The sequence below is a fragment of the Tepidimonas sp. genome, assembly GCF_036824975.1.
Lineage (GTDB): Bacteria > Pseudomonadota > Gammaproteobacteria > Burkholderiales > Burkholderiaceae_C > Tepidimonas.
Genome location: NZ_DAISZC010000016.1, coordinates 1328 through 19660 on the forward strand (window position 1 = coordinate 1328; position 18333 = coordinate 19660).

Genomic DNA, 18333 nt, shown 5'->3' on the forward strand with positions numbered 1-18333 from the left:
GCACCTCCTGCTGCACCCGCAGCATCTGCCCGATGCGGGTGAAGTAGCGTTCGCGCCTAGCCGCCGGCAGGGCCTGTGCACCCTCCAGGTCGAACAAGCCGGCACGGGCCTGCTCGATCGCCTGCGCGTTGCCGTCGGTGCCCAGCGCCATGCAGTCACCGCTGCGGGCCAACTTGCGCAGCACATCATCGATCAGCATGGCCTGTGCATACGCCTCCTCGCCGCTCGAGCAACCCACCGACCAGGCGCGGATCGGCAGTGTGGTGGCCACGCGCGCGGCGATGCGCTTGCGCAGCGCAGCCCGCAGTGCCGCAAAGGCGCCGGGATCGCGCAGCCATGAGGTCACGCCGATGGTGCCGACTGTGCCGGCGTGCCCAGCAGCTCTGGCCGCTGTTGGCCCGCGCGCAGCAGCGCCGCCAGGCTGGGTAGCCCCTCCTGACGCAGGATGCGTTCAAACGGGCGCCGCAGCGTGGCCGTCTGGTACTGCTGCAGATCGAGCCCCGTGTGTTCGGCCAGCAGCGTGATCAGCGCTGCCAGTGCGTCGCGCTCGCCCGCCATGGTGCTGTCGGGTGTCTGGCCGCCATGCCGCGCCGCCGTCAGCGAACCGAGTCGGCGCCCGAGCGCGGCTGCGGTGTCCACGTGGTCGGCCAGTTCACGCGACACGATGGCCTGCGGCATCGACGCGAACGGCGCCTCCTGCGGCCGCTCGGCCCAGAGGGTGCCGCCAGCATCGCGTAACGTGCGGGCGCCGACAGCGCCGTCCCGGCCCGTGCCGGACAGGATGATGCCGATCACCCGCCCCGCCACCCCGGCCGCGCTGGCCAGCAGACGGTCGATGGAGGGTGCAGGCGTGGTGCCGGCAGGCACCGCGTGCAGGCGCAGCCGCAGGTTTTCGAGCTCGGCATGGCGGCCAGGAGGCACCACCAGCACGGTGCCGGGCAGCAGCGCCTGCCCGTCGCGCGCCGCCTGCACTTTCAGCGGGGTGAGGGACTGCAGCAGGTGCACCAGCGACGACGGCTCCTGGCCGCCCAGATGCTGAGCCACGAGACGATCGACAGCCGCGCCGACTACGGCACTGCGGCCAGCAGCTCGCGCAGCGGCTCCAGCCCACCAGCGGAAGCGCCAATGATGGCGATGGGATGGGCGGCGCGGATGGCTATGTTGGCCATGGCACTGGGGGTGACGAGGCCGTGTGACCGGCCTGTTCTGATGACGCGGGGTGGTTGCGTTCAGGACATTCTAAGCGCTTGTGTGGTCGTTGCGGCGAAAACGGGTCCGCACACGCGGGTACACTGCACGCCAGCATGTGGTTTTTGGGTATCGAATCGTCCTGTGATGAGACTGGGGTGGCGGTGGTGCACCTGCGTCCGGACGGCACGGTGCAACTGGTCGGCGCGGCGCTACACAGCCAGGTGACCATGCATCACGACTATGGGGGCGTGGTGCCGGAGCTGGCCAGTCGCGACCACATCCGGCGCGTGCTGCCGCTGACGGAGGCGGCGCTGAGCGAGGCCGGGGTGACGCTGCACGCCATCGACGCGGTGGCCTACACGCGTGGGCCCGGTCTTGCCGGCGCCTTGCTCGTGGGCGCTGGGGTGGCCAGCGCCATGGCGATGGCGCTGGGTGTGCCTGCGCTCGGGGTGCACCATCTGGAGGGGCATCTGCTGTCGCCGTTTCTGAGCACCGACCCGCCGGAATTTCCGTTCGTGGCGCTGCTGGTCTCGGGTGGACACACCCAGCTGATGCGTGTCGACGGGGTGGGGCGCTACACCCTGCTGGGGGAGACGATCGACGACGCGGCGGGTGAGGCGTTTGACAAGTCGGCCAAACTGTTGGGGCTGGGCTACCCCGGTGGTCCCGCGCTGTCGCGTCTGGCGCAGCAGGGCGACCCGACTGCGTTTGCCCTGCCCCGGCCGCTGTTGCACAGCGGTGACCTGGATTTTTCCTTCGCGGGACTAAAAACCGCCGTGCTGACCCAGGTGCGCAAGCTCGGTCCGCAGCTGCAGGCACGACGCGCCGACTTGGCAGCGGCGACTGAAGCGGCCATCGTAGACGTGCTGGCGCACAAGGCCGGGCAGGCCATGCGCGCCACCGGACTGGCACGTCTGGTGGTAGCCGGTGGGGTAGGCGCCAATTCGCGGCTGCGTGCCCAGCTCAACGCGCGTGCGCAGCGCGAAGGTTGGCGTGTGCATTACCCCGAGCTGGCGCTGTGCACCGACAACGGGGCCATGATCGCGCTGGCAGCCGCGATGCGTTGGCAGGCAGGCGGCTGGCCGGCGCAAGGGGATGGCGGGGCGTTCGACGTCCGTCCGCGCTGGTCGCTGCACGCCATCGATCCGGCCGGGGCGGCCGATGGCGGGGTTCAGCCCGGTTGAGGGCCACTGCGGTTTGATGCCCGGTGCGGCAGCAGATAAGTGCAGTGCGCGGTCATCGGTAATTATGAATTATCAAGGGCGGATCGCGCTACAATCTGCGCGCCCTTTGCAGTTGGCGGGGGCGTAGGACAGGCGGCCCGGCGATCCGGGGAGGGCGCACGGCGTCCGTTGTGTTTCGCGTCCTGGCGGTCGCTGACTGGCGGGATCGCGAACGGGCGCACGATGCCCTGGCCCCGTTGGCTGGGCCAACGACGAACCAAGGACGAATGCACAGATGAGTGATCGCATGCAGCAGCTGTGGAGCCGGCGGCGCTGGCTCGTGGGTATGGCCGCAGTGGCGACGGCCGGATGGGGGACCGCGTGGGCACAGGGGGCGCGCGACCATGAACCGGTGCGGCTGGCGCTGATCGAGGGGTTGTCGGGGCCGATGGGCAACGCCGGCGAGGCGGTGTTTCGCAACCTGGTGTGGGCGGCCGAGCGTGTCAACGCGCGCGGCGGTATCGATCTGGGGGGCGGGCAGCGGCGGCCGCTGCAGATCGTGCGCTACGACAGCAAGGGGCAGGCGCAAGAGGCACTGTCGGCCCTGCAGTCGGCGCTGGACGATGGCATCACGCTGGTGGCGCAGGGCAATTCTTCGGCGGTGGCGGCCTCCCTGATCGAGGCGATCAACCGCCACAACGCCCGCGATCCGCAGCGCGCTGTGCTGCTATTGAACTATGCCGCTGTCGATCCGGTGTTGACTAACGAGCGCTGCAGCTATTGGCATTTTCGCTTCGATGCGCACGCCGACATGCGTATGGCGGCGCTGATGAGCGTGCTCAAGGACGACACCGAAGTGCGCGACGTGTACCTGATCGGGCAGGACTACAGCTTCGGGCATGCGGTGCTGCGCGAGGCGCGGCGCCAGCTGGCGCTGCAGCGGCCCGATGTGCGCATTGTCGGTGAGGAGCTACACCCGATGGCGCGCATCAAGGATTTTCTGCCCTACGTCACCAAGATCAAGGCCAGTGGGGCGCAGGCCGTTATCACCGGTAACTGGGGCAACGATTTGACGCTGCTGGTGCGCGCGGCGCGCGAAGGTGGCTTCGATGGCAAGTTCTACACGTTCTACGGTAATGCGCTGGGGGCGCCGGCGGCCATCGGTGACGCTGGGGTGGGCAAGGTGCTGGCGGTGGCCGACTGGTTTCCCAACGCGCCGGGCGAAGCAGCACGCGCATTTTACCAGGCGTTCCGGCAGCGCTTTCCCAACCCGGCCGATGACTACATCCACATGCGCATGCAGCTGATGATCGAGGCGCTGGCGCAGGCCATTGAGCGCGCGGCACGCGCGCCAGGCGCCAAGGCGGGCGAACTGCCCCGGGCGCATGCGATAGCGCAAGCGCTGGAGAGGGCTGATGTGGCGTTGGCTGGGCAGCGCTTGCGCATGCGCGCCGACGATCATCAGGCTCAGCAGCCATTGATGGTGGCCGTGATGGATCGCCAGGGTGCGCCCGGCGTGCCATTCGACGTGGAGGGATCGGGCTACGGCTTTCGGGTGATCAAGCGCATCGAGCCCGAAGCGGCCGAGATGCCCCACACCTGCCGTATGGTGCGGCCATGATGATAGAATGCTAGCCCTTCAGCGCCAAGTGGTGCTGGAGGCGTCACGTCCGTGGCGGCGGTGTGGGCTGTCCTGTCGGGCAGAGCTGCGCACTGGCTGCTGCGGATCGCATGTCCCCCTGTCGAGGTCTTTCATGATCACATCCGAAGTCAAAGCCAAGGTTATTGCCGAGCACGCGCGCGGCGCCCACGACACCGGCAGCCCCGAAGTGCAGGTGGCGCTGCTGACTGCCCGCATCAACGAGTTGACCCCGCACTTCCAGACCCACAAGAAGGATCACCACGGCCGTCGTGGTCTGCTGAAGCTGGTCAGCCGCCGCCGCAAGCTGCTCGACTATCTGAAGCGCAAGGACGCCGACCGCTACGTTGCGCTGATCCAGAAGCTGGGCTTGCGCAAGTAAGCCGTGGGGGTCGCCCAACCGGGTGCGCGTCGCGCACCCGTCCAACGCCCAGGATCGCAGCGCGGTCCGGGTGTTTTTTTGTTGCATCATAGACGATGCAGCATCGTCGAAAACCATGGTCCGACCGGCCCGGAGCGAAGCTGTGTCATTCCAACACCCCACTGGCGTGGGCGTTGGGTGCTGGAATGGCATCGTGTTCTGAGCGGGCGGCCCTGTCGTTGATGGAGAACCCATGAGTCTGTTTCAGAAGCACACCCAAACGTTTCAGTGGGGTCGGCACACGGTCACGATGGAGACCGGCGAGATCGCGCGTCAGGCCACCGGTGCCGTGCTGTTGGACATGGACGGCACCGTCGTGCTGGCCACGGTGGTGGCGCGTCCCGATCCCAAGCCGGGGCAAGACTTTTTTCCGCTGACGGTGGACTACGTTGAGAAGGCGTACGCGGCGGGCAAGATTCCCGGCAGCTTTTTCAAGCGCGAAGGCCGCCCCAGCGAGTACGAGACGCTGACCAGCCGCCTGATCGACCGGCCGATCCGCCCGTTGTTTCCCGACGGCTTCTTCAACGAGGTGCAGATCGTCGTGCACACGCTGTCGCTCAACCCGGAGGTGGACGCCGACATCCCGGCGCTGATCGCCTCCAGCGCGGCGCTGGCCATCAGCGGCATCCCGTTCAACGGCCCCATCGGGGCGGCCCGTGTTGGCTACGTCAACGGCGAGTATGTGCTCAACCCGGGGCCGACCGAGCGCGCCAACTCGCGGCTGGATTTGGTGGTGGCGGGCACCGAGTCGGCGGTGCTGATGGTCGAGTCTGAAGCTGACCAGCTCAGCGAGGAGATCATGCTGGGTGCGGTGGTGTTCGGCCACGAGCAGGGCCGGCGCGCCATCGAGGCCATCAACGAACTGGTACGGGTGGCGGGCAAGCCCGCGTGGGACTGGCAGCCGCCGCCGCGCGATGAGGCGCTCATCGCGCAGGTCAACGAGCTGGGCGAGGCGCCGCTGCGTGCCGCCTACCAAATCCGTAACAAGCAGGCGCGTACGCAGGCCTGCCGCGAGGCCTACGCACAGGTCAAAGCGGCGCTGACTGAGCTTGGGGTGGCGTTCGACGAGGTCAAGGTCGACGGCCTGTTGTTCGAAATCGAATCGCGCATCGTGCGCCAGCAGATCCTGGCGGGCGAGCCGCGCATCGACGGTCGCGACACGCGCACCGTGCGTCCCATCGAGATCCGCACCGGCGTGCTGCCGCGCACGCACGGCTCGGCGTTGTTTACGCGCGGCGAGACGCAGGCACTGGTGATAGCGACGCTTGGCACCGAGCGCGATGCACAGATCATCGACGCGTTGTCCGGTGAATACCAGGACCGCTTCATGCTGCACTACAACATGCCCCCGTTTGCCACCGGCGAGACGGGGCGGGTGGGAGCACCGAAGCGGCGCGAGATCGGCCACGGCCGACTGGCCAAGCGGGCGCTGGTGGCCTGCTTGCCCAGCAAGGACGAGTTTCCCTACACCATCCGGGTCGTGTCGGAGGTCACGGAGTCCAACGGTTCGTCGTCGATGGCCACCGTCTGCGGCGGCTGCTTGGCGCTGATGGACGCGGGGGTGCCGATGAAGGCGCACGTGGCCGGCATCGCCATGGGCCTGATCAAGGAAGGCAACCGGTTTGCGGTGTTGACCGACATCCTGGGCGATGAAGATCACCTGGGTGACATGGACTTCAAGGTGGCGGGCACCACGCAGGGCGTGACTGCCCTGCAGATGGACATCAAGATCCAGGGCATCACCAAGGAAATCATGCAGGTGGCGCTGGCGCAGGCCAAGGAAGCGCGGCTGCATATCCTGCAGCAGATGCAGGCCGCCATTGCCGGCGCGCGCGAGGACATCTCGGTGTATGCGCCGCGCCTGTACACGATGAAGATCAACCCGGAGAAGATCCGCGACGTGATCGGCAAGGGCGGTGCAACCATTCGTGCTATCACCGAGGAGACCGGTACCACCATCGACATCGCCGAAGACGGCACCATCACGATTGCCTCGACTGACGCGGACCGCGCCGCCGAGGCCCGCCGCCGCATCGAGGAGATCACCGCCGAGGTCGAAGTCGGCCAGGTCTACGAGGGGCCGGTGACCAAAATTCTGGACTTCGGCGCACTGGTCAACATCCTGCCCGGCAAGGACGGCCTGCTGCACATCAGCCAGATTGCGCACCAGCGCATCGAGAAGGTGTCTGACTTCCTCAAGGAAGGGCAGGTGGTGAAGGTCAAGGTCATCGAGACCGACGACAAGGGCCGCATCAAGCTGTCGATGAAGGCGCTGACCGAGCGTGACGTCGCGGCGCAGCAGCAACAGCAGCAGTGAGCAGGCAGCCCGCCGCTGCGGCTTCTGCCCTCCGGAGATTCAGCCATGGCGCGTGAGATGCAGGCCATCGAAATCAGCGCGTATGGTGCGCCGCAGGTGCTGCGCCTGACGCAGCGCCCCGTGCCCGAGCCGGGCGAGGGCGAGGTGCGCATCCGGGTCAGCGCCTCGGGGATCAACCGCCCGGACGTGTTGCAGCGTCTGGGGCGCTATGCGCCGCCTGCGGGGGCGTCCGATCTGCCCGGGCTGGAGGTGGCGGGCGTCATCGACTGCGGTGACGTGGAGGCGATGGAAGCTGCGGGGCTGCGCATCGGCGACCACGTGTGCGCGTTGGTGGCCGGCGGCGGCTACGCGCAGTACTGCGTGGCTCCGGTTGGGCAGTGTCTGCCCGTGCCACGCGGGTGGAGCGATGTGGAGGCCGCGGGCATCCCGGAGACCTTCTTTACCGTCTGGAGCAACGTCTTCGACCGCGGCCGGCTGCAGGCCGGCGAGACGCTGCTGGTGCAAGGCGGCTCAAGTGGCATCGGCGTGACGGCCATCCAGCTGGCGCGGGCGTTCGGCGCGCGGGTGTTCGTCACGGTGGGCGGTGCCGACAAGGCCGAGGCCTGCCTGCAGCTCGGGGCCGAGGCCGCAATCCTGTACCGCAGCCAGGATTTTGCGGCCGAGGTGCAGCGCCTCACCCACGGGCGTGGCGTGGATGTGATCCTGGACATGGTGGCTGGCGCCTACGTGGCGCGCGAAGTGTCGTGTCTGGCCGAAGACGGCCGGTTGCTGATCATCGCGGTGCAGGGTGGCACCGACGCGGCGTTCGACGCCGCCTTGGTGCTGCGGCGGCGCCTGACGATCACGGGCTCCACGCTGCGGCCACGTCCGGTGGCGTTCAAGGCCGCCATTGCCCGCGAACTGCGGCGGCACGTCTGGCCGCTGATCGAGCGCGGGGCGATCCGTCCCGTTATTCACCAGGTGTTTGCGCCGCAGGAAGCGGCCCAGGCGCATGCGCTGATGGAGTCCAACCGGCACATCGGCAAGCTCATCATCGACTGGAGTCGGCTGCCTGGCTGAGGGGCGGCACCGCAAGACAACCTGTTTGACGAGGAATGCACCCATGCGCAAGCTGATTGTCGGCAATTGGAAAATGAACGGCAGCCTGCTCAGCAACGCTGACTTGCTGCGCGCGTTGCGTACCGGTCTGCCTGCCGAGCCTGCTGCTGATGTGGCGGTGTGCGTGCCGTTTCCCTATCTGGCGCAGGTGCAGGGGGCGTGCGCGGGTGGTCCCATCGCCTGGGGGGCGCAGGATGTGTCGGCGCACGAGGCGGGCGCCTACACCGGCGAGGTGAGCGCTTCCATGTTGCGCGACTTTGGGTGCCGCTACGTGATCGTAGGACACTCGGAGCGTCGCCAGTACCACGGCGAAACCGACGACGTCGTCGCACGCAAGGCGCAGCGGGCACTGGCCGCCGGCATTACGCCCATCGTCTGCGTCGGCGAGACGCAGGCCCAGCGTGACCAGGGCGACACCGAATTCATCGTCAAGCGCCAGTTGGCCGCCGTGATCCACGTCGTCGGGCACTGTGTCAGCGAAATCGTGGTTGCCTACGAGCCCGTGTGGGCCATTGGCACCGGGCGCACCGCCACCCCGGAACAAGCGCAGGCCGTGCACGCGGTGCTGCGCGCGCAGTTGCGCGCTGCCGTGCCCAACGAGCGGCGCGTGCGTATCCTCTACGGCGGTAGCATGAACGCCGGCAATGCGGCGGCGCTGCTGGCCCAGCCCGACATCGATGGCGGGCTGATTGGCGGGGCGTCGCTCAAGGCCGACGAGTTTTTGCGCATCATCGCCGCTGCCGACTGAACCGCCGCGGGCCGCGTGGTCCGTGATTCGTTTTTGGCTTCGAAAGGGATACAGATGACGGTGTTGTCCACATTGCTGATGATCGTCCAGGTCCTGTCGGCACTGGCCATGATTGGTCTGGTGTTGATGCAGCATGGCAAGGGGGCGGACGCGGGAGCCGCGTTTGGTGGTGGTGCCTCGGCCAGCTTGTTCGGTGCCACCGGGGGGGCCAATTTCCTGTCGCGCAGCACGGCGGTGCTGGCCACGGTATTTCTGGCTTCGACCCTGGCACTGGCCTTCCTGGGCTACCAGCGTCCACAGGCTGCCGGTGGCAGCAGCGTGCTGGAGACGGTGCCCGCCGTGCCTGCGCCCGCGTCGTCTGCCGTGCCCAGTGCGCCGCCCGCCGACCCAGCGCCGGCGTCGCAGATTCCCGGACGCTGAAGGCGTTGCGCGTCGGCAGGGAGCGGACTGGCCTGCTGCGCGACACACCCTCTGGCCCGAAACAGGCACTCTGCTACCAAGGACCCCCGGCACTGCGGCCGGGGTTTTTTTGCGGCTACAATAGCGGAGTCGTCGAGACACGGTTAGCTGCTGGCGCGGTGCAGCCATCGCCAGCGCTCGACGGCTGCCCCTTGCCGACGTGGTGGAATTGGTAGACACGCTATCTTGAGGGGGTAGTGGCGAAAGCTGTGCGAGTTCGAGTCTCGCCGTCGGCACCAATATCAAACACCCAAGAGCGCCTGCAGGGCGCTTTTTCCCGGAGGAGACCGTGAGCCTCGAGCAGTATTTGCCGGTTTTTCTGTTCATTCTCGTTGGCTTGGCGGTCGGTGTGCTCCCGCAGGTATTTGGATACGTGCTCGGACCCAACCGGCCGGATCCGGAAAAGAACTCCCCCTACGAGTGTGGGTTCGAGGCGTTCGAGGACGCACGCATGAAGTTCGACGTGCGCTACTACCTCGTCGCCATCCTGTTTATCCTGTTCGATCTCGAAATTGCCTTCCTGATCCCGTGGGCGGTGGCCTTTGCCGACATCGGCGCCACTGGCTTTTGGGCCGGCGTGATATTCCTGGCGATTCTGGTGGTGGGCTTTGCCTACGAGTGGAAGAAGGGCGCGCTGGACTGGGAGTGATCCCGGCGCCGTGGTACCGATGCAACCTGGGAGCCGCAGATGATCGAGGGTGTGTTCAAGGAAGGGTTCTTCACCACCAGCTACGACGCGGTGGTGAACTGGGCCAAAACCGGTTCGCTGTGGCCGATGACGTTTGGGTTGGCGTGTTGTGCAGTCGAAATGATGCATGCGGCCACCGCGCGCTACGATATCGCGCGCTTCGGTGCCGAGGTGTTCCGAGCCAGTCCTCGTCAGTCCGACCTGATGATCGTGGCCGGCACGCTGTGCAACAAAATGGCGCCGGCGTTGCGCAAGGTCTACGATCAGATGGCCGAGCCACGCTGGGTGATCAGCATGGGTTCGTGCGCCAATGGCGGCGGCTATTACCACTACAGCTATTCGGTGGTGCGGGGCTGTGACCGTATCGTGCCCGTTGATGTCTATGTGCCCGGCTGTCCGCCCACGGCCGAAGCGCTGCTGTACGGCATCATCCAGCTGCAGCACAAGATCCGGCGCACCCACACCATTGCGCGTGTTTGACCGGCGTTGATCGGGTAACCCCAGGAGAGTATTCGATGACAGCGACGACGTCCGCCACTGACTGGGCTGCGCTGGCCCGGCAGGCCCATCGCCCATCGCCGCAGGCCGTGTTCGAGGCGGTGCAGGCGGCGCTGGGACAGCGCGCGCGCAGCGTGCAGCTGCAGCGTGACGAGGTCACCGTGGTGGTCGAGGCGGGGCAGTATCGCGAAGCCATGCGTACCCTGCGCGACGCCCCCGGCTGCCGTTTCGAGCAGCTGATCGATCTGTGCGGCGTGGACTACTCCACCTACCGCGACGGCGCCTGGGAGGGGTCGCGCTTTGCGGTCGTCGTGCACCTGCTGTCGGTGACGCTGAACCAGCGCGTGCGGGTGCGCACCTTCTGCCCGGATGACGAGTTTCCGGTCATCGACACCGTCACTGACCTGTGGCCGTCGGCCAACTGGTACGAGCGCGAGGCCTTCGACCTGTACGGCATCGTGTTCGAGGGGCACGCCGACCTGCGCCGCATCCTCACCGACTATGGGTTCATCGGGCATCCGTTCCGCAAGGACTTTCCGCTGTCGGGCCACGTCGAGATGCGCTACGACCCCGAGCGTCGGCGCGTTGTCTACGAGCCGGTGTCCATCGAGCCGCGAGAAATCACGCCGCGCATCATCCGCGAAGACGGCTACGGGGGGCTGCATTGACCGGGTGTCCCCTGGGGTAGATCGACATGGCAGAGATCAAAAACTACACCCTGAACTTTGGGCCCCAGCACCCGGCGGCGCACGGCGTGCTGCGCCTGGTGCTGGAGCTCGACGGCGAAGTGGTGCAGCGGGCCGACCCCCACATTGGGCTGTTGCACCGCGCCACCGAGAAGCTTGCCGAGCACAAGACGTATATCCAGTCGCTGCCGTACATGGACCGGCTGGACTACGTCTCGATGATGTGCAACGAGCACGCCTATTGTCTGGCCATCGAGAAGCTGCTCGGCATCGAAGTGCCGATCCGGGCGCAGTACATCCGCGTCATGTTCGCCGAGATCACGCGGCTGCTCAATCACCTGATGTGGCTGGGTTCGCACGGCAACGACTGCGGCAGCTCCACCATCTTGCTGTACTGCTTCCGCGAGCGCGAGGACTTGTTCGACATGTACGAGGCGGTGTCGGGCGCGCGCATGCACGCGGCCTATTTCCGCCCGGGCGGCGTTTACCGCGATTTGCCCGATACCATGCCGCAGCACCAGCCGGGCAAGATCCGGGGTGCGCGCCCGCTGGAGGAGCTCAACCGCAACCGGCAAGGCTCGCTGCTGGACTTCATCGACGACTTCACGCAGCGCTTCCCGCAGTACCTAGACGAATACCACACGCTGCTGACCGACAACCGCATCTGGAAGCAGCGCACGGTGGGCATCGGCGTCGTGCCGCCCGAGAAGGCGCTGGCGATGGGCATGACCGGCCCGATGCTGCGCGGCTCGGGCGTGCCGTGGGACCTGCGCAAGAAACAGCCCTACGAGGTGTACGACCGGCTCGAGTTCGACATTCCGGTCGGCAAAAACGGCGACACCTACGACCGCTATCTGGTGCGCATGGAGGAGATGCGACAGTCCAACCGCATCATCAAACAGTGCGTGGACTGGCTGCGTGCCAACCCCGGGCCCGTGATTACCGACAACACCAAGGTGGCGCCGCCGAAGCGCGAGGCGATGAAGGCCGACATGGAGGCGCTCATCCATCACTTCAAGCTGTTCACCGAGGGCTTTCACGTGCCTGAGGGGGAGGCCTACGCCGCGGTCGAGCACCCCAAGGGCGAGTTCGGCATCTACATCGTCAGCGACGGCGCCAACAAGCCGTATCGCCTCAAGATCCGCGCGCCGGGTTTTGCGCACCTGTCCTGTCTGGACGAGATGGCGCGCGGCCACATGCTGGCCGATGCGGTGGCCATCATCGGCACCCTGGACATCGTGTTTGGAGAAATCGACCGATGAGCACCGAGACCCCCGCGCTGAAGCCGCTGGCGCTGTCCGAGGCGACGCTAGCGCGCTTTGCGCGCGAAGTGGCCAAGTACCCGGCCGATCAACGTCAATCTGCGGTCATGGCGTGTTTGGCCATCGTGCAGCAGGAGTATGGCTGGGTGAGTCCGGCCGCCGAGTTGGCGGTGGCGAACTATCTGGGCATGGCACCGATAGCCGTGCACGAGGTGACCACCTTCTACAACATGTACAACCAGCAGCCGGTGGGGCGCTTCAAGCTCAACGTCTGCACCAACCTGCCGTGCCAGCTGCGCGATGGCGCTAAGACGCTGCAGTATCTGGCCGACAAGCTGGGGGTGCAACCGGGGCAGACGACGGCTGACGGGCTGTTTACGTTGCAGTCTTGCGAATGTGTGGGGGCGTGTGCTGACGCGCCGGTGATGCTGGTCAACGACCGGCACATGTGCAGCTTCATGACTACCGAGCGCCTTGATCAGCTCATTGAGGGATTGCGCGCCGCGGCGCAGGAGGGCCAGGCATGAACGTCAACGCGCTGCTGCAGCAATTCCAGGCCACCGGGGTGCAAACCTGCTTCCACGGTCGCCACATCCAGCCGCAGATTTACGCCGGGCTGGACGGCACCAACTGGCGCTTGAAGGACTATGAGGCGCGTGGTGGCTACCAGGCGCTGCGCAAGATCCTGGGCCAAGATGGCGGCCAGGGGATGACACCGGATCAGGTGATCGCCGAGGTCAAGACCAGTGCGCTGCGCGGTCGTGGCGGCGCGGGCTTTCCCACCGGCCTGAAGTGGAGCTTCATGCCGCGCCAGTTTCCGGGGCAGAAGTATCTGGTCTGCAACTCCGACGAGGGTGAGCCCGGCACCTGTAAGGACCGCGACATCCTCATGTACAACCCGCATATCGTCATTGAGGGCATGGCGATTGCGGCGTATGCGATGGGGATTTCCGTCGGCTACAACTACATCCACGGCGAGATCTTCCAGGTGTATGAGCGCTTCCAGGAGGCGCTGGAGGAGGCACGCGCGGCGGGGTACCTGGGCGATAACATCCTGGGCAGCGGCTTCAGCTTTCAGCTGCACGCGCACCACGGCTTCGGGGCCTACATCTGCGGTGAGGAGACCGCACTGCTGGAGTCGCTGGAGGGCAAAAAGGGCCAGCCGCGCTTCAAGCCGCCGTTTCCGGCCAGCTACGGCTTGTACGGTAAGCCCACCACCATCAACAACACCGAAACGTTTGCCGCCGTGCCGTGGATCATTCGCCACGGCGGGCAGGCCTACCTGGAAGTGGGCAAGCCCAACAATGGGGGTACCAAGATTTTCTCCGTCAGCGGTGACGTCGAGCGTCCCGGCAACTACGAAATCCCGATGGGCACCCCGTTTGCCAAGTTGCTGGAACTGGCCGGTGGGGTGCGCGGCGGGCGGCGGCTGAAGGCCGTCATTCCGGGGGGCTCGTCGGCGCCCGTGTTGCCCGCCGAGATCATGATGGACCTGACCATGGACTACGACAGCATCGCCAAGGCTGGCTCGATGCTGGGGTCGGGCGCGGTCATCGTGATGGATGAGACCCGCTGCATGGTCAAGTCGCTGCAGCGGCTGAGCTACTTCTACATGCACGAGTCCTGCGGTCAGTGCACGCCGTGTCGCGAAGGCACGGGCTGGCTGTGGCGCGTGGTGGACCGCATCGAAAATGGCCAGGGGCGCCCGAGCGATCTCGAGCTGCTCGACAACGTGGCCGAGAATATCATGGGGCGCACCATCTGCGCGCTGGGTGATGCGGCGGCGATGCCGGTGCGGGGGATGATCAAGCACTTCCGCCACGAATTCGAATACCACGTCGAACACAAGACCTGCATGGTTCCGGCGTATGTCTGAGGGAAAGCCCACCATGGTCGAAATCGAACTCGACGGCCGCAAGGTCGAGGTGCCCGCCGGTAGCATGGTCATGCATGCGGCCGAGAAGGCCGGGGTCTATATCCCGCACTTTTGCTACCACAAAAAGCTGTCCATCGCGGCCAACTGCCGCATGTGCCTGGTCGATGTGGAGAAGGCGCCCAAGCCGATGCCGGCCTGTGCCACGCCGGTGACCATGGGCATGGTGGTGCGCACCAAGAGCGACAAAGCCATCAAGGCCCAAAAGGCCGTGATGGAGTTTTTGCTGATCAACCACCCGTTGGACTGTCCGATCTGCGACCAGGGCGGCGAGTGCCAGCTGCAGGATCTGGCGGTGGGCTACGGCGGCACGCGCTCGCGCTACGAGGAAGAAAAGCGCGTCGTCTTTCACAAAAACGTCGGGCCGCTGATCTCGATGGAGGAGATGAGCCGCTGCATCCACTGCACCCGGTGCGTGCGCTTCGGGCAGGAGATCGCCGGCGTCATGGAACTCGGCATGAGCCACCGCGGCGAGCACTCCGAGATCGAGACCTTCGTTGGCCAGACGGTGGACTCGGAGCTGTCGGGCAACATGATCGACCTGTGTCCAGTGGGGGCACTCACCAGCAAGCCGTTTCGCTACGCGGCGCGCACGTGGGAGCTGTCGCGCCGCAAGAGCATCAGCCCGCACGACTCCACCGGGGCCAATTTGGTTGTGCAGGTCAAGGGCGACCGCGTACTGCGTGTCGTGCCGCTGGAAAACGAGGCGGTCAACGAGTGCTGGATCGCCGACCGCGATCGCTTCAGCTACGAGGCGCTCAACAGCGCCGAGCGCCTGACGCAGCCGATGATCAAGCATGGCGGTGAGTGGCGAACGGTGGACTGGCAGACGGCACTGGAGTACGTGGCCAATGGCCTCAAAGGCGTGCGCGAGCAGCATGGCGCGTTGGCGATCGGCCTGCTGGCCAGCCCGCACGCCACGGTCGAGGAGCTGGCGTTGGCGCGCGCCCTGATGAGCGGCCTGGGGAGCCCCAACATTGACCACCGGCTGCGCGCCGCCGCCTTCGACACCGCAGCGCCCGCGGGTGCCGCCCGCTGGCTGGGGATGCCCATTGCAGACCTGTCCGCGCTGGATCGCGTGCTGGTGGTGGGGTCGAACCTGCGCAAGGACCACCCGCTGTTTGCACAGCGCATCCGCCAGGCGGTGCGCAAGGGGGGGCAGGTGTCGGCGCTGGTGCAGGCCGCGCCCGACTGGGCGATGCCCGTGCACACCGTGCTGGCTGCACCCATTAGCGACTGGGTGCAGGCACTGGCGCAGGTGGCGGTGGCGGTGGCGCAGGCGTGCGGCGTGTCGGTTCCTGTCGGGCTGGAAGGGGTGTCGGCCGACGACACAGCGCGGGCGATCGCCCAGTCACTGCTGGGCGGCGAGCGCAAGGCCGTGCTGCTGGGCAACGCGGCCGCGCACCATGAGCGTGCGGCGTCGTTGCTGGCGCTGGCGCAGTGGATTGCCCAGCAGTGTGGGGCGCGCTGGGGTGTGCTGACCGAGGCTGCCAACACGGTAGGGGCTCAGCTGGTGGGCGCGTTGCCCGGGGACGGCGGCCTCAACGCCAGCCAGATGTTGCAGCCGGGGACGCTGAAAGCGGCGCTGTTGCTGGGCGTGGAGCCGGGGCTGGACACTGCCGCGCCGGCGACCGGGCTGGCCGAGGCCGACATGGTGGTGACGCTGAGTCCGTTCCGCACCAACCTCGACATCAGCGATGTGCTGCTGCCAGTGGCCCCGTTCACCGAAACATCGGGTTCGTTCGTCAACGCCGAAGGGCGCCTGCAGTCGTTTCAGGCCGTGGTCAAGCCGCTGGGCGAGACGCGCCCGGCGTGGAAGGTGCTGCGCGTGCTGGGCAACCTGCTGGGGCTGCCCGGTTTTGACTACAACACCTCGCAGGAGGTGCTGGCGCGGGCCCTGCCCGGCGTGGTCAGTGGCGCTTTCGTGCCCGCCGAGCGGCTGGACAACCGCTGCCAAGCGGCGATCGACTTGACACCGGCTAGCACGCTGCCGTGCGTGGCGCCGATTTACCAGCTTGACCCACTGGTGCGGCGTGCCCCGGCCCTGCAGGCCACGGCCGACGGGCGTGCTGGCCGTGCCCGTGTCGCTGAAGGAGTGAGCGCATGATCGACACGCTGTACCAGGGAGGCCTGAACCTGAGCACGGCCGCGTGGTGGACGCAGGCCGGCTGGCCGGTGATCTGGATTCTGCTCAAGATCGTGGTGCTGCTGGTGCCACTGATGCTGCTGGTGGCGTATCTGACCTGGTGGGAGCGGCGACTGCTGGGCTTCATGCAGGTGCGCCTGGGGCCCAACCGGGTGGGACCTTTTGGATTGCTGCAACCGATTGCCGATGCGCTCAAGCTTCTCACCAAGGAACTGATCCGGCCGACGGCGGCCAACGGCGGCCTGTTTCGCCTTGGGCCCATCATGGCCATCATGCCAGCGCTGGCGGCTTGGGCGGCGGTGCCGTTCGGGCCGGATGTGGTGCTGGCCAACGTCAACGCCGGCCTGCTGGTCATTCTGGCGATCACCTCCATCGAGGTCTACGGCGTGATCATCGCCGGCTGGGCTTCCAACTCCAAGTACGCGTTCTTGGGGGCGCTACGGGCCTCGGCACAGATGGTGAGTTACGAAATCGCCATCGGCTTTTGCTTCCTGGTGGTGGTGATGACCGCCGGCAGCCTGAATCTGGCCGACATCGTCGCCTCGCAGCAGCGCGGCGTGGCCGCCGAGATGGGGCTGAACTTCCTGTCGTGGAACTGGCTGCCGCTGTTGCCTATTTTTATGGTGTACCTGATTTCGGCAGTGGCCGAAACCAACCGCCACCCGTTCGACGTGGTGGAGGGTGAGGCGGAGATCGTCGCCGGTCACATGGTCGAGTACTCGGGCATGGGCTTTGCCATCTTCTTCCTGGCGGAGTACGCCAGCATGTGGCTGGTGTCCATCCTCGCGGTCTTGATGTTTCTCGGTGGCTGGGCGCCGCCGATCGACAGCGACCTCTTCAACGCCATCCCGGGCTGGGTCTGGCTGGGGTTGAAGACCGCGGTCGTCGTTTCGATGTTCATCTGGATCCGCGCCACGTTCCCGCGTTTCCGCTACGACCAGATCATGCGTCTGGGCTGGAAGATCTTCATCCCGGTGACGCTGGTGTGGCTGCTGCTGGTGGGCGCCGTGATGCAAACACCGTGGAATCCGTGGAAGTGAAGGAGGGCTAAACGATGTCCGCCACCGCTGTCGCCCCGTTTTCGCTGAAAGATTTTTTCAAGAGTTTTCTGCTGCTGGAGTTGTTCAAGGGCATGGCCCTGACCGGGCGCTATGCGCTGCGCCGCAAGGTGACGCTGCAGTATCCCGAGGAAAAGACCCCGCTGTCGCCGCGCTTTCGTGGGTTGCACGCCCAGCGGCGCTACCCCAATGGCGAGGAGCGCTGTATCGCCTGCAAGCTGTGCGAGGCGGTCTGCCCCGCGATGGCCATCACCATCGAGTCGGCCGAACGCGCGGATGGCACGCGCCGCACGACGCGCTACGACATCGACCTGACCAAGTGCATCTTCTGCGGCTTTTGCGAAGAAGCCTGTCCGGTGGATGCGATCGTCGAGACCCACATCTTCGAGTACCACGGCGAAAAACGCGGCGATCTGTACTTCACCAAGGAAATGCTGCTGGCCGTCGGTGATCGCTACGAGAAGGAGATCGCGGCGGCCAAGGCGGCCGACGCGAAATATCGCTGACACCGCCTGCGCACGAGCACATCATGGATTTCGTTGCAGCCTTTTTCTATGTCTTTTCGGCGGTGCTGCTGTTTGCGGGCCTGCGCGTCATCACCGCGCGCAACCCGGTGCACGCGGTGCTGTATCTGATGCTGGCGTTTTCGCAGGCAGCCGCCCTGTGGCTGCTGCTGAAGGCCGAGTTCTTGGGTATCGCGCTGGTGCTGGTGTACCTGGGCGCGGTGATGGTGCTGTTCCTGTTCGTGGTCATGATGCTCGACATCAATGTGGATGCGATGCGGGCCGGCTTCTGGAAGCACCTGCCGCTGGCGCTGGTGCTGGGTGCCGTGGTGAGCGTGGAGTTGATCGCGGTGCTGTGGGCCGGGTTCCCGACCGCCACCGCCGACGCCAGTGTGGCCACGCGCGCCATGCACGCCGCCGATCACCGCAACACCTACGAGCTGGGACGGTTGCTGTACCGCGACTACTTGTACCCGATTCAGGTGGCGGCGGTCATCCTGCTGGTGGGCATGATCGCGGCGAT

At 66.4% G+C, this 18333-nt stretch carries 19 protein-coding genes and 1 tRNA gene; 18 read left to right on the plus strand and 2 right to left on the minus strand.

The genetic code is table 11. The features are described 5' to 3' along the window. Positions 1 to 346 (minus strand): CheR family methyltransferase (locus tag V7Z54_RS03290; protein ID WP_334134333.1); only part of this gene is annotated, 346 nt, incomplete at its 3' end. Then, a complete protein-coding gene (locus tag V7Z54_RS03295) occupies positions 343 to 1044 on the minus strand; it encodes a chemotaxis protein CheB (RefSeq protein ID WP_334134334.1) in 702 nt (233 codons plus the stop codon). The genes V7Z54_RS03290 and V7Z54_RS03295, both read right to left, overlap by 4 nt. 260 nt (positions 1045 to 1304) lie before the next feature. On the opposite strand from V7Z54_RS03295, the gene tsaD reads away from it, so the two are divergent. From tsaD to V7Z54_RS03385, 18 genes are all read left to right on the plus strand, one after another. Further along, positions 1305 to 2375: a tRNA (adenosine(37)-N6)-threonylcarbamoyltransferase complex transferase subunit TsaD gene (gene tsaD / locus V7Z54_RS03300; protein WP_334134336.1), complete on the plus strand. Its 1071-nt coding sequence runs from the start codon at positions 1305 to 1307 to the stop codon at positions 2373 to 2375. A 325-nt stretch (positions 2376 to 2700) separates the two neighbouring features. Then, the gene (locus tag V7Z54_RS03305; RefSeq protein WP_443082418.1) at positions 2701 to 3975 is read left to right on the plus strand and encodes a branched-chain amino acid ABC transporter substrate-binding protein; all 1275 of its coding nucleotides are present in this window, start codon (positions 2701 to 2703) and stop codon (positions 3973 to 3975) included. 133 nt (positions 3976 to 4108) lie between these two features. Next, on the plus strand, positions 4109 to 4375 hold the full coding sequence (gene rpsO, locus V7Z54_RS03310) for a 30S ribosomal protein S15 (RefSeq protein ID WP_334134338.1): 267 nt from the start codon (positions 4109 to 4111) through the stop codon (positions 4373 to 4375). Positions 4376 to 4607: 232 nt separating this feature from the next. Then, a complete protein-coding gene (pnp, locus tag V7Z54_RS03315) occupies positions 4608 to 6731 on the plus strand; it encodes a polyribonucleotide nucleotidyltransferase (RefSeq protein ID WP_334134340.1) in 2124 nt (707 codons plus the stop codon). A 57-nt stretch (positions 6732 to 6788) separates the two neighbouring features. Beyond that, positions 6789 to 7790 carry an NAD(P)H-quinone oxidoreductase gene (locus V7Z54_RS03320; RefSeq protein ID WP_443082419.1) on the plus strand — a complete coding sequence of 334 codons (1002 nt, stop codon included), beginning with the start codon at positions 6789 to 6791 and terminating at the stop codon, positions 7788 to 7790. Between the two features lie 43 nt (positions 7791 to 7833). Next, entirely contained in the window at positions 7834 to 8577 is a 744-nt protein-coding gene (gene tpiA / locus V7Z54_RS03325) for a triose-phosphate isomerase (RefSeq protein ID WP_334134343.1), read from the plus strand. A 54-nt stretch (positions 8578 to 8631) separates the two neighbouring features. Continuing rightward, positions 8632 to 8997, plus strand: coding sequence for a preprotein translocase subunit SecG (secG, locus tag V7Z54_RS03330; RefSeq protein WP_334134344.1), 366 nt, complete (start codon positions 8632 to 8634; stop codon positions 8995 to 8997). A gap of 193 nt (positions 8998 to 9190) precedes the next feature. After that, positions 9191 to 9275 (plus strand) — tRNA-Leu (locus tag V7Z54_RS03335). Between the two features lie 50 nt (positions 9276 to 9325). Beyond that, complete coding sequence (locus V7Z54_RS03340) at positions 9326 to 9685, plus strand: NADH-quinone oxidoreductase subunit A (RefSeq protein WP_334134346.1); 360 nt, start codon at positions 9326 to 9328, stop codon at positions 9683 to 9685. A 39-nt stretch (positions 9686 to 9724) separates the two neighbouring features. Beyond that, complete coding sequence (locus V7Z54_RS03345) at positions 9725 to 10204, plus strand: NuoB/complex I 20 kDa subunit family protein (protein WP_334134347.1); 480 nt, start codon at positions 9725 to 9727, stop codon at positions 10202 to 10204. 35 nt (positions 10205 to 10239) lie between these two features. Beyond that, complete coding sequence (locus V7Z54_RS03350; RefSeq protein WP_334134349.1) at positions 10240 to 10890, plus strand: NADH-quinone oxidoreductase subunit C; 651 nt, start codon at positions 10240 to 10242, stop codon at positions 10888 to 10890. A gap of 26 nt (positions 10891 to 10916) precedes the next feature. Further along, a complete protein-coding gene (locus tag V7Z54_RS03355; protein WP_334134350.1) occupies positions 10917 to 12170 on the plus strand; it encodes an NADH-quinone oxidoreductase subunit D in 1254 nt (417 codons plus the stop codon). Further along, entirely contained in the window at positions 12167 to 12697 is a 531-nt protein-coding gene (gene nuoE, locus V7Z54_RS03360; protein ID WP_334134352.1) for an NADH-quinone oxidoreductase subunit NuoE, read from the plus strand. The genes V7Z54_RS03355 and nuoE overlap by 4 nt, the downstream gene beginning before the upstream one ends. After that, on the plus strand, positions 12694 to 14046 hold the full coding sequence (nuoF, locus tag V7Z54_RS03365) for an NADH-quinone oxidoreductase subunit NuoF (RefSeq protein ID WP_334134353.1): 1353 nt from the start codon (positions 12694 to 12696) through the stop codon (positions 14044 to 14046). Before nuoE ends, nuoF begins: the two co-directional genes overlap by 4 nt. A 13-nt stretch (positions 14047 to 14059) precedes the next feature. Next, positions 14060 to 16210: an NADH-quinone oxidoreductase subunit NuoG gene (gene nuoG / locus V7Z54_RS03370; protein WP_334134375.1), complete on the plus strand. Its 2151-nt coding sequence runs from the start codon at positions 14060 to 14062 to the stop codon at positions 16208 to 16210. Continuing rightward, the gene (gene nuoH, locus V7Z54_RS03375; RefSeq protein WP_334134354.1) at positions 16207 to 17289 is read left to right on the plus strand and encodes an NADH-quinone oxidoreductase subunit NuoH; all 1083 of its coding nucleotides are present in this window, start codon (positions 16207 to 16209) and stop codon (positions 17287 to 17289) included. The genes nuoG and nuoH overlap by 4 nt, the downstream gene beginning before the upstream one ends. A gap of 14 nt (positions 17290 to 17303) precedes the next feature. Further along, a complete protein-coding gene (nuoI, locus tag V7Z54_RS03380) occupies positions 17304 to 17813 on the plus strand; it encodes an NADH-quinone oxidoreductase subunit NuoI (RefSeq protein ID WP_334134356.1) in 510 nt (169 codons plus the stop codon). Between the two features lie 23 nt (positions 17814 to 17836). After that, the coding region (locus V7Z54_RS03385) for an NADH-quinone oxidoreductase subunit J (protein ID WP_334134358.1) at positions 17837 to 18333 on the plus strand (497 nt) is incomplete at its 3' end.

What these genes read in the sequence shown, in the direction of transcription:
- tsaD (WP_334134336.1), top strand. Translation starts at nt 1,305, where the DNA reads ATGTGGTTTTTGGGTATCGAATCGTCCTGTGATGAGACTGGGGTGGCG.
- V7Z54_RS03305 (WP_443082418.1), top strand. Translation starts at nt 2,701, where the DNA reads ATGGCCGCAGTGGCGACGGCCGGATGGGGGACCGCGTGGGCACAGGGG.
- rpsO (WP_334134338.1), top strand. Translation starts at nt 4,109, where the DNA reads ATGATCACATCCGAAGTCAAAGCCAAGGTTATTGCCGAGCACGCGCGC.
- pnp (WP_334134340.1), top strand. Translation starts at nt 4,608, where the DNA reads ATGAGTCTGTTTCAGAAGCACACCCAAACGTTTCAGTGGGGTCGGCAC.
- V7Z54_RS03320 (WP_443082419.1), top strand. Translation starts at nt 6,789, where the DNA reads ATGCAGGCCATCGAAATCAGCGCGTATGGTGCGCCGCAGGTGCTGCGC.
- tpiA (WP_334134343.1), top strand. Translation starts at nt 7,834, where the DNA reads ATGCGCAAGCTGATTGTCGGCAATTGGAAAATGAACGGCAGCCTGCTC.
- secG (WP_334134344.1), top strand. Translation starts at nt 8,632, where the DNA reads ATGACGGTGTTGTCCACATTGCTGATGATCGTCCAGGTCCTGTCGGCA.
- V7Z54_RS03345 (WP_334134347.1), top strand. Translation starts at nt 9,725, where the DNA reads ATGATCGAGGGTGTGTTCAAGGAAGGGTTCTTCACCACCAGCTACGAC.
- V7Z54_RS03350 (WP_334134349.1), top strand. Translation starts at nt 10,240, where the DNA reads ATGACAGCGACGACGTCCGCCACTGACTGGGCTGCGCTGGCCCGGCAG.
- V7Z54_RS03355 (WP_334134350.1), top strand. Translation starts at nt 10,917, where the DNA reads ATGGCAGAGATCAAAAACTACACCCTGAACTTTGGGCCCCAGCACCCG.
- nuoE (WP_334134352.1), top strand. Translation starts at nt 12,167, where the DNA reads ATGAGCACCGAGACCCCCGCGCTGAAGCCGCTGGCGCTGTCCGAGGCG.
- nuoF (WP_334134353.1), top strand. Translation starts at nt 12,694, where the DNA reads ATGAACGTCAACGCGCTGCTGCAGCAATTCCAGGCCACCGGGGTGCAA.
- nuoG (WP_334134375.1), top strand. Translation starts at nt 14,060, where the DNA reads ATGGTCGAAATCGAACTCGACGGCCGCAAGGTCGAGGTGCCCGCCGGT.
- nuoH (WP_334134354.1), top strand. Translation starts at nt 16,207, where the DNA reads ATGATCGACACGCTGTACCAGGGAGGCCTGAACCTGAGCACGGCCGCG.
- nuoI (WP_334134356.1), top strand. Translation starts at nt 17,304, where the DNA reads ATGTCCGCCACCGCTGTCGCCCCGTTTTCGCTGAAAGATTTTTTCAAG.